13 protein-coding genes are annotated in these 9197 nt (G+C 52.1%); 3 read left to right on the top strand and 10 right to left on the bottom strand.

The annotated features are described in order from the left end of the window. Positions 1 to 85: 85 nt before the first annotated feature. The 4 genes from ACFPYJ_RS27450 to ACFPYJ_RS27435 all read right to left on the bottom strand — a co-directional run bounded on the left by ACFPYJ_RS27450 (position 86) and on the right by ACFPYJ_RS27435 (position 3237). Positions 86 to 1105, bottom strand: a complete 1020-nt coding sequence (locus tag ACFPYJ_RS27450) for a dienelactone hydrolase family protein (RefSeq protein WP_379191425.1) — start codon at positions 1103 to 1105, stop codon at positions 86 to 88. Between the two features lie 71 nt (positions 1106 to 1176). Continuing rightward, positions 1177 to 2208, bottom strand: coding sequence for a glycoside hydrolase family 88 protein (locus ACFPYJ_RS27445; RefSeq protein ID WP_379191424.1), 1032 nt, complete (start codon positions 2206 to 2208; stop codon positions 1177 to 1179). After that, on the bottom strand, positions 2183 to 2317 hold the full coding sequence (locus tag ACFPYJ_RS27440) for a hypothetical protein (RefSeq protein WP_379191423.1): 135 nt from the start codon (positions 2315 to 2317) through the stop codon (positions 2183 to 2185). The genes ACFPYJ_RS27445 and ACFPYJ_RS27440 overlap by 26 nt, the downstream gene beginning before the upstream one ends. A gap of 251 nt (positions 2318 to 2568) precedes the next feature. Beyond that, positions 2569 to 3237 carry a bifunctional 2-keto-4-hydroxyglutarate aldolase/2-keto-3-deoxy-6-phosphogluconate aldolase gene (locus tag ACFPYJ_RS27435; protein ID WP_379191422.1) on the bottom strand — a complete coding sequence of 223 codons (669 nt, stop codon included), beginning with the start codon at positions 3235 to 3237 and terminating at the stop codon, positions 2569 to 2571. A gap of 347 nt (positions 3238 to 3584) precedes the next feature. Between ACFPYJ_RS27435 and ACFPYJ_RS27430 the strand changes: the two genes are divergently transcribed. Both ACFPYJ_RS27430 and ACFPYJ_RS27425 read left to right on the top strand, forming a co-directional pair. Beyond that, positions 3585 to 3797 (top strand): hypothetical protein, encoded by a 213-nt coding sequence (locus ACFPYJ_RS27430; protein WP_379191421.1) that lies wholly within the window; start codon positions 3585 to 3587, stop codon positions 3795 to 3797. Further along, positions 3773 to 4045 carry a DUF5605 domain-containing protein gene (locus ACFPYJ_RS27425; RefSeq protein ID WP_379191420.1) on the top strand — a complete coding sequence of 91 codons (273 nt, stop codon included), beginning with the start codon at positions 3773 to 3775 and terminating at the stop codon, positions 4043 to 4045. Before ACFPYJ_RS27430 ends, ACFPYJ_RS27425 begins: the two co-directional genes overlap by 25 nt. A gap of 218 nt (positions 4046 to 4263) precedes the next feature. Here ACFPYJ_RS27425 and ACFPYJ_RS27420 read toward each other — a convergent pair whose 3' ends face one another. From ACFPYJ_RS27420 to ACFPYJ_RS27410, 3 genes are read right to left on the bottom strand one after another with little or no spacing between them, the layout of a single operon-like run. Next, positions 4264 to 5022, bottom strand: a complete 759-nt coding sequence (locus ACFPYJ_RS27420; protein WP_379191419.1) for a sulfite exporter TauE/SafE family protein — start codon at positions 5020 to 5022, stop codon at positions 4264 to 4266. Continuing rightward, positions 5019 to 6152: a carboxylesterase family protein gene (locus tag ACFPYJ_RS27415; protein ID WP_379191428.1), complete on the bottom strand. Its 1134-nt coding sequence runs from the start codon at positions 6150 to 6152 to the stop codon at positions 5019 to 5021. The genes ACFPYJ_RS27420 and ACFPYJ_RS27415 overlap by 4 nt, the downstream gene beginning before the upstream one ends. Then, complete coding sequence (locus tag ACFPYJ_RS27410; protein ID WP_379191418.1) at positions 6049 to 6489, bottom strand: carboxylesterase family protein; 441 nt, start codon at positions 6487 to 6489, stop codon at positions 6049 to 6051. The genes ACFPYJ_RS27415 and ACFPYJ_RS27410 overlap by 104 nt, the downstream gene beginning before the upstream one ends. 126 nt (positions 6490 to 6615) lie before the next feature. On the opposite strand from ACFPYJ_RS27410, the gene ACFPYJ_RS27405 reads away from it, so the two are divergent. Next, positions 6616 to 7503: a LysR substrate-binding domain-containing protein gene (locus ACFPYJ_RS27405; RefSeq protein WP_379191417.1), complete on the top strand. Its 888-nt coding sequence runs from the start codon at positions 6616 to 6618 to the stop codon at positions 7501 to 7503. A gap of 335 nt (positions 7504 to 7838) precedes the next feature. Here the strand turns inward: ACFPYJ_RS27405 and ACFPYJ_RS27400 are convergent, their stop codons facing one another. Genes ACFPYJ_RS27400 through ACFPYJ_RS27390 form a run of 3 tightly spaced genes read right to left on the bottom strand, consistent with a single transcriptional unit; the run spans position 7839 to position 9186 of the window. Further along, positions 7839 to 8171: a GerAB/ArcD/ProY family transporter gene (locus ACFPYJ_RS27400; protein WP_379191416.1), complete on the bottom strand. Its 333-nt coding sequence runs from the start codon at positions 8169 to 8171 to the stop codon at positions 7839 to 7841. Then, positions 8147 to 8944: a GerAB/ArcD/ProY family transporter gene (locus tag ACFPYJ_RS27395; protein ID WP_379191414.1), complete on the bottom strand. Its 798-nt coding sequence runs from the start codon at positions 8942 to 8944 to the stop codon at positions 8147 to 8149. Before ACFPYJ_RS27395 ends, ACFPYJ_RS27400 begins: the two co-directional genes overlap by 25 nt. Then, a complete protein-coding gene (locus tag ACFPYJ_RS27390; RefSeq protein ID WP_379191413.1) occupies positions 8941 to 9186 on the bottom strand; it encodes a hypothetical protein in 246 nt (81 codons plus the stop codon). The genes ACFPYJ_RS27395 and ACFPYJ_RS27390 overlap by 4 nt, the downstream gene beginning before the upstream one ends. Positions 9187 to 9197 lie beyond the last annotated feature (11 nt).

Raw genomic sequence — 9197 nt, 5'->3', positions numbered from 1 at the left:
GCTGTCCGTAAACGTGTCTCCGATCAAAGATTCCTTTCCTTATTGTGGAGGATGATTAAGTCAGGTTGCAATAAGCATGGATGAATCAACCGAGCGTTCGCATCAGCCAGTCATAGGCGATCCGGCCGCTAATCTCATGCTTGCCAGGAAACAGATCGGTCTGGAGCTTTTCCGGTACGCCTTCAAGCTCGTATATCGCCTGAATCTTCGCAGCCGCTTGCTTGAAGCCCTCTTCCGGAAAGATCCGATCATTCTTCCCGGACTCCAGAAACAGCGGACGCGGCGCGATGAGCCCGATCAGCTCGGGAAGCTCGGCATGCGTGAGCAGGCCCGGCGTGTAATTGTCGATGCAGTGGTTAACGGCAAATATGCTGTCCTTAAACGTATTCGTAAACCCGGTCAGCACAACCGCCTTGATCTGTTCATCCAGCGCCGCAGCCGCATACGAGATCAGTCCGCCGCCGGAGAAGCCCATCGTGCCGATCCGCCCTGCATCCACCTCGGGCCGCGAAACTAAATATTCGAGCGCCCGCACCGCTTCGGCGACGCGCAGACCGGTCAGCGTCTTTCCGAGCATCATCAGCTGCGTGGATAGCCGAAAGCAGGAGCTAGGCGTATCGGGGTTCTTCAACAGATCGGCATCCAGTCTCCGTTCTCCGAAACCGACAACGTCCGGCGCGATCACGACCATGCCGCGCTTCACAAGCTGGACGGCAAAATGCTGATGGATGCCAGGCTTCCCGTGGTCGGGCGAGCCGTCCGGCAGCAGACCGACGATTTCCCGGCTGCCGTAGCCATGTCCGTGCAACGCCAAAACGCCGGGAAGACCGGAAGATCCGCCTGCGGGAATCAGCACATATGCCGCAAAAGAAAGCCCCGGCGTCGCCGAAAGCTCAACGCGTTCTCTGATGTAGCCGTCGCATTCGACCCTCTCGAGCCGAATCGGCACATGGTGCTGATTCGGCTCGAAATGGCCGATCGCCGCCTTGAGCGCATGGGTCAAATCTGATTTTCTGCTTTCCCGGCTTTGAGAGCGCCCAGCCGCACGATGCCCCTGAAGCGCCTCCTCATACAGCCGGCTTAATAAATCATCCGCTTTCCACACTGGCGTTCCTCCCGCCTATCATCACTGGTTGAGGCCGAAACGGCCTGATCCTGATTCACTGATTCGCCGCTTTACCAAATCATGAACGATTCGCCTTTCAAGCGCAAAACGGCCTCGATGAAGAAATAATCCCCATAAATAATGGGTACATCGTCTCCGCCCGGACGGCAAAAATAAGCTTCCGTTCCGCCCGCCACGATGGAATCCTCCTCCGGATTCCAGTTGCAGAAACGCCGGTCCGTTGCCTGTAAAACAGCAATGGCGGCATTCAAATACAAAGGCCGTTCCAATTCACCGGCAGCTTCCGCGATCTCAAGCATGCCGCAGGCCGCGCAAACGCCAGCCGTCGTATCCCACTTGACAGGCTCAGCCGGCGAACGGAAGTCCACAAGCGGAACGAAATCGGTGGATGCAACGTTCGCAATAAAATAATTCGCAATTTTTTTGGCGGCATCCAGGTAACGGGAATCCTTCGTATAACGGTAGCTCAGGGCAAAACCATACAGCGCCCACGCTTGTCCTCTCGACCACGAGGAGCCGGCCTCATAACCCTGCCCGCCCGGCGCTTCCATCAACTCGCCGTTTTCCGGATTCAGAATGGCGATATGATTGCAGGAACCGTCATCGCGAACCACGTTAGCCAGAACGGTGTCCGCATGATCCTTGGCGATATAGGCGAACCTTGGATCATTCGTCGTTTCACTTGCCCAGTATAGAATCGGAATGTTCATCATGCTGTCAACGATAATCCAGCCTGTACAATCGTCATTCCAGGCGCGAATGAATTTGCCGCGCGGATTATAGCGGCCAGCCAGCAGGTTGGCGGCATGAAGGCCTCTTGTCTTCGCCCGTTCGTCACCAGTAAGGCGGTAATTGGCAACCGCGCTGTGCAGCCACATGAAGCCCACATCGTGATGAAGCCCGTCGAATCCTTCGAACGCCTTGTCCAGCCGCTGTTCAACTCCCACAGCAGCAGTCTTGTAGTTCTCCTGCCGGGTCGCATGGTACATCTGCCACAGCATGCCGGGCCAGAAGCCGTTCGTCCACCAGTAGATGTCTGTTTCGCCCTTGTCTTCCTTAATAAACGCCGTCCACCGGCACATACGGAATTCGGTCTCCGATTCGGCCGCATTCAGCGGTCATCTTCGTCTGCAGCTTGCCCCAAACCTCATCAAGCCAGCTTTTGTTCTCTGCGTTCACATACTCCAGCATCGATTAAGTCCTCCCATGTCTCGATATAACGCACAACATGATTGTAGTCCCCGGAGGCAAGTAAGGGTATGAATTTTCTCAAGGCAAATGTACAGTTTTTATAGATATTACAAGCCGCTCTAGACGGATATGCCGGTTGGAGCGCGGTTAGGGAGGAGCAGCTCACATCACCTGCCATCTCCCCGATTCGGCATAACCCTCCCGCTGCAATGCTCGCTCATCGCGTCGGATCCTTAATTAAGGACAGTCGGTTAGCTTCCCGCTTTCGCATCCTCAAAGGCACGGACATACTGCCTCGCTTTCACTGCCACAAGCTCGTCGTTCCCTTGACTAACCGCATCCTTTGTCAGATCTGAGCCTATGCCGACGGCGAATGCGCCCGCCTTGACCCACTCCTTCAGGTTTTCAAGGTTGACGCCGCCTGTTGGCATCAGATTCACTTGCGGCAGCGGTCCATGCACAGTCGGAATCATCGACGGCGAATATAAGTTGCCCGGGAAAAGCTTCATAACATCCACACCGAGCTCAAGCGCGGAAGTCATCTCCTGGATCGTCATGACGCCGGGCATAATCGGCACCCGGTACCGGTTGCACAGCTGTACCGTCCCTTGATTCAGCGAAGGTGAGACGATAAATGCTGAGCCGGCTAATATGGCGGCCCGGGCCGTCTCGGCATCGAGCACCGTTCCGGCACCGATAACTGCATAGTTCTCCGCACTCGGGTTTTCCCATTGGTATTCACCGGCAAGCGTCTCGATCGCCCGCAGGGCGCCAGGTACCGTCAGTGTAATTTCGATGACGCGGATCCCGCCCTCGATTGCTTTGCGGGACAAGCGCACCGCTTCCTCGGCAGAGCGGCCGCGAATGACGGCGACGACACCGGCTTCTTGTATGAGCTGGAGCAGTTTGTATTTTCTCATCGTTTTAATCTCCTTATCATGTAGTCCTGCCTATGCGTGCAGCCAATACAGGGGGGCAGTCCATCGGTTTATTTAGGTTAATTTTATATCAAACAGGTTCAATCGGGAAGAGAAAAGAGAAATTGTTACGTTTAGCAGTCCGTTAACCGCCTCTTCCACCAACTAAACAAATTAATAAACTTAACTAAATTTTCTATAAAATACCTAATTTAATTCGAAATATCACTAAATTTCATTGAAGATCCGGCATTCCAATGCTAAATTTATCATGAAATTCATCATTTGGCTATCAATTGTTTAGCTGTTTAGTTATTCAGAGAATAAAAAAATCGCAGAGGAGATTCATTATGAATCGGACAATTGAAAAATGGGATGTATTCGAAGTGAAAGCTTCGGGCTTTTCGGACAAAAACCCTTTTGTTGATTATGAGATTCAAGGCATAACCGTAAAAGGCTTTTATGACCCTTTGAGCATACCGAAAGCATACTTTGGTGGTCGCACGGCGGCGAGCTCCTTGGGGAAAGTGCAGCAAGATTGTCGTTCTTATCCCAGGTCTTGAATGAAACGCCACGCTGGGCAGGATTAAAGAAAGCCTCGCAGCACGCATGCGCTGTTCCGGATCTTCCGCTCTATAACGACAGCAATTACCGCCTTTATTATTACGGGGATGACGAGCATGTTTACAAGGTGGAAATCATAGATACATGGAATGTGACGATAGAAGACACCGGTTATCATCAAGGAACATTTAGAATCGATATACCGGGAAATGAATATATGGCTGTACGAATACAGAAGAGGAAATAACGCTGAAAGATTCCTTATCTGCATCTGGTGAAGCGCATCCATTTTTATAATAGTTAGCGGTAAAAAGCCGACGTGAAAATTGCCTCTCAAAGCAATTTTCACGTCAGCTTTCATTCCATTTATCAAGTCTTACATTTCCGTTGACTCGAGCCGCCTCGTAGAGATCCCGAACGCAGGAAGAACCCAGCCGCGTTTCATCCCCTCGGCTCTTCATAAACTTACAGCAGCAGTATGGCCGCCCCTAGCATCGGCGTTATAACCATGCAGGTTTTCAACAGGAGAGCCGGTACTCTTTTCGTGAACTTGGCTCCCAGGAAGGAGCCGCACATCGTTCCGGCGACAACGACAGCCAGCAGGTGGACGTCGAGATAGCCGACGGAATAATAACCTGCACCGCCTGCAAGTGCAATCGGAATAATAACCATCATCGTTGTACCGGCAGCATAACGCAGCGGCATTCGGAGCACCAGCATAAGACCCAGCTGGATGAAAGGTGTGGAACCGATCCCGAACAGACCGGATAAGGCACCGGTCACGACTCCGATCAATAAAGCATACAACCAGAACCGCCAACCGCCTGCGACAGGTATGGTCACCGCCTCTTTCCCTCGGGCAGCGGATGCCATCTTGAACCACAGAGCAAGACCGGACAAGAACAGCATGCCCGATGTCATCCAGCCAAGCCGGTCGGCCGGAATAAGCGAGGACCAGCCGGAACTGATCCAAGCGCCTGCCGCTCCCGCCAAACCGACAGCCGCTCCCGCCTTAAGTATCATGTTCCCCTCCCGGTAATGGCTGATGGAACCCGATAGGGAAGAGAAGAACATCGCAGCCAGCGCTGTCCCGAGCGCCGTATGAATGGGATAGCCGAAGACGACGGTTAGAATGGCTATGATAAAGCCGGAGCCTCCCGCTCCAACGAAGCCAAGCAGCAGCCCAAGAGCGGTCATAACCAGCATGATCCCGAGTATCGTCATGAGCCTGCTCTCCAAACCTGATGAGGACAGCCCTCTCCGGCAGGAACAGGAAGATCGGTGCGGGTGCGGCATTCCAGATCCAGCGTCATTGTCGAACGCTCCCCATCATAATTCGGCCAATGCGGCAGCTCAGGAACATTAGGGTCGCCGCTGTGCATAAACGCCATCCAAGATGCACGCATCCTGCGGCCTAATAACCGGCCTTCAGCCGTCACATGATAGGGATCGTCCAGCGCAGCCACGAGTCCGTATTCATCGCTTGCTTGGTTAATAAGCCCGTTCTCGTAGCCATGTACAGCACCGCACGGCCCACCGTAGGTCAGCCGGTACATCCACACCGCTGCGCCTGAATCAGCCGCAGCATTCGCGAACTGAATGGTGCCGATCGTATAGATATGCTCGGTCAACGCCTTTTTCCATGCCTCCTGCGGTTGTATCTTAGAAGCATAGCTTTGATAGACAGACCAGACGATTGGTCCGTTTAGGCCGAACAGCCTGCCCACCGCCTCCAGGTTGGGAACGTGAAGATCCGGTTCGTTACGAATAAAGATCTCCGCCTCGTCTTCATTGGTGCCTAATAAGAGCGCGGGCAGATTCGCCCGGCTTCTCACATAGGCAAGCGGGTCCCTCGGAATGATGATGTCGTCAGCCACCGGGCCGAACATATGAAGATTGCTCGAAAGATCCGGTCCTGCCTTGATTTGAGCTTCCATGATCCGCTCTACCGGCAGGTCGAGTATACGGCTTGCCTCCTTACCCTGCAGGCCGAGATGATGCAGAAGCTTCCGGGCGGTCTCGCCGGCTGTATCCTGACTACGGATGGCCTGCGTTGCGCCGCTTTGCGCGACCGCGCCGCTGAACAAGCCATCGGCCTCCGGGATGGCATAGAGCGCAGCTGTGCATTTTGCTCCGGCAGAATTTCCGATGACCGTGACACGACGCGGATCACCGCCGAACGCTTCAATATTCATCTGTACCCAGTTTAGCGCTGCGACGATATCCAGGATGCCGCAATTGCCCGACGTCTCATAGCCGCTGCCCAGCAGATCGCCCAAGTATAGAAATCCCAAGGTGCCAAGCCGGTAATTCAAAGAGACATAGACGATACCGTTCTCTGATGCATACCGGATACCCTCGTATTCCGCCCCTGTTCCAGCCGTGAAGCCTCCCCCCGTGAATATAGACCGTAACCGGCTTCAGTCGGCCTGTCCCGCTTGTCGAAACATTCAGGCTTAAGCAATCCTCGGATTGAACTTGATGAGGAAAGAATTCCTGCGCGTTCTGCTTCTGCGGCGAGATCGGCCCGAAGCTGTCACAGAGCCGCACGCCTGCCCATGGCCTCGGCGGTTCAGGCGGCTTGAATCTGAGTCTGCCAATGGGAGGTGCGGCATAAGGAATACCCCGGAACACATGGACGCCGTTCACTTCAATGCCCTTCACTTTGCCTGATGAAATATCAATAATCACTGTAACAATCTCCCGTCTATAGGTGTTACGGTCATTATAGCTTTATTTATCGATAAGTAATAATATATATTTATACATCGATTACATAACCTTTTAGTTATGATCCAATAGAAAGCGGGAATAGTTGTGCAATTGCTTCAGTTAATCTATTTTCAAACGGCAGCCCGGATGCAGCATATGACCAAAGCAGCCCTTGCTCTTCGCATCTCACAGCCGGCATTAAGCAAAATGATCGCAGCCTTGGAGGAGGAGCTCGGTACGAAGCTGTTCGTGAGGCAGAACAAAACCATTCTGTTGAATGAAAACGGGAAGCAGTTTCTCGAGAAGGTCGATATCGCGCTCCGAGCACTTGAAGACGGCAAACGGATGCTGCAGGATTCCGTCCGGATCGACCCGCCGTTTATCTCGCTCGACGTCCGGGTTTCCTCCCATCTGCTCCCGGGGCTGCTGGCCGAATACCGAAAGCAGTGGCCGAATACTCAGTTTCATCTGCTGCAGCACGCTTCTGCTTTAGGCAGCCGGCCGGACTTTGACCTTTGTTTATCCGATGGGGCTAATTGTCCCCCCGGGATGGAAGCTGTCACGCTGCTGCGGGAGGACATCGTCGTCGCCGTTCCTGCGGAGCATCGGCTGGCCGGACGTTCGAGCGTCTGTCTGGAAGAGTTGAAGGATGAAGACTTCATCAGTCTTCCGCCGGACAAGTCTCTCCGCGAAACGACAGACGCTTTCTGCCGGCTGGCGGGCTTCTTGCCGCGCATCCAATTTGAGAGCGACGACCCCGCTACAGTCCGCGGCCTCATCCGGGCAGGCCAGGGCGTCGCCTTCCTGCCCGCCATAACTTGGGGAGGCTCGACCGGGCCTTCCGTCGTGACCATCCCTTTGGAGGAACCCTACTGCCACCGCTCAATCGCTCTTTATTGGCCGGAAGGCCGTTATCTTTCACAAGCAGCGTCCCAGTTCCGCACATTCACGATGGCGTATTTCTCCGGACTGGAGCTTTCAGCAAGAAAATGACACGCGGACGCGCCAATAATCAGCGGGTCGGCGTGTCAGAATGACAATATGATGACATCATTGCTCGTCGTCAGAATAGATAAGGTATTTCTTCATCACTTCGTGGATGAAAATCCAGTAAAAGCTCACCGTTTCGGGAATCGAGAATCAAAGTCCCCACCAGTTAGTTCAGGCACTATGTAGAAAATACCTTCTTCGATGGTCTTGATGCTGCCAGTGGATACCCTAATCATTAGAACCCACCGTACAGTATATGTCAAAAAATGCAGTATATTAATGGGCCAGCACTTCCTCAAATTCAGGTCCATCATGGACCGGTCTTGAAGGGCTTGATTTTAAGATTGCACCTTTCCAAATCTCTCTTTACAAAAAGCCACCGACGCGACGAGCAGCAGCGGAAGTACATAGACCATCGCGACCCAGAGCGGGTGGACAATCGTAACGATCTCCTCCCATTCTTTCATCGTTGCCGGTAAAGTCAGCGCCATCAATTGGGCTGTCAGACATATAGGATTTGACAGTAAACGATCGTTGGAGAGACCGAACAACTCCGTCAGGATAACTTGAATAACAAACAATGTTATCGTCGCCTTCATGAGAGACCCCGCAATCATGGCCATTCCGATAATAGCTTCGATTCGCTCTATACTATCGCTGACTTCAACCAATTGTGCGAGAACGAACAGCGAGTATTTTTTTCCACGGCGATGGGTCCGAGTTCCATAATCGTGCAAATGGTAGAAAGTACCAGAACAGTTCCATTCGCTAACATTGCCCAAACCAAAGCCTTTTTGAGTGGTTTTGATTGTTTGGCCCGTGCGAAAGGCAGCATGATCATAAACAGTACCACTTCGCCATAAGGAAAGCCAAATGTCAAATAAGAGCCTAACAGCATCGGTTTGATGCCTTCCGGAAAAACCGGACGCAAAAACTCCGGATGGTAATCCGGAATCAATAGAATCAAGACGATCGCCCAGAAAACCATGATCACCACAATTAATATTGAAAACATCCGAGCTATAGATTCGATTCCTCCGCGCAACAATAATGCGGCAAGAACATACAGCATTCCCGTGAACACGTACATCGGCGTTTCTGGCAACATCATACTGTTCATAAAGGCTGCGACGTCAATAAAAATACCGACCGCCATATGGAACGCCATAGTAAGTATCAAGCAAGCGATGATCACGGTCGGCCACTTCCCGATAATTTTGCGACTGAATGCTATAAAGGTTAATCCCGGATAAAGAGTTTGCAAATAAAAAAAAATGTACAACAACACCAAACCGATGACAAGTGATATTAAAATCGACAACCATGACGCGTTTAGTGACATCTTAACGAGAGGGCCTGGTATGACGATCATGGCCGAACCGGTTATATAAGCGAAGTATATGAACGCCATTTGAGTAATGCTGATCGTTTCCCGGTTATTCATGTCGATTTCACTTTCAAAAACTCGACGATCATCCTGGCCGGTTTAGTCAATACGGCATCGGCAAGCGTATCCAAATCTGGAAACTCAGGTTCAACGAGATAATCAATGCTGAAATAAAGCGTGAAGATCATCATCCCGAAGTAGATTATTTTTGCGCGAGGCCTGCTATTGAATAGCGTTCGGAAGTCGGTACTGAGTACAAGGATATACATCATTGACAAGACAATTATTTTTTCAAGCATATTATCCCTCC

Source organism: Paenibacillus solisilvae (assembly GCF_042656405.1).
Classification (GTDB): domain Bacteria; phylum Bacillota; class Bacilli; order Paenibacillales; family Paenibacillaceae; genus Paenibacillus_Z; species Paenibacillus_Z solisilvae.
This window is presented reverse-complemented; position numbering and strand designations above follow the sequence as displayed.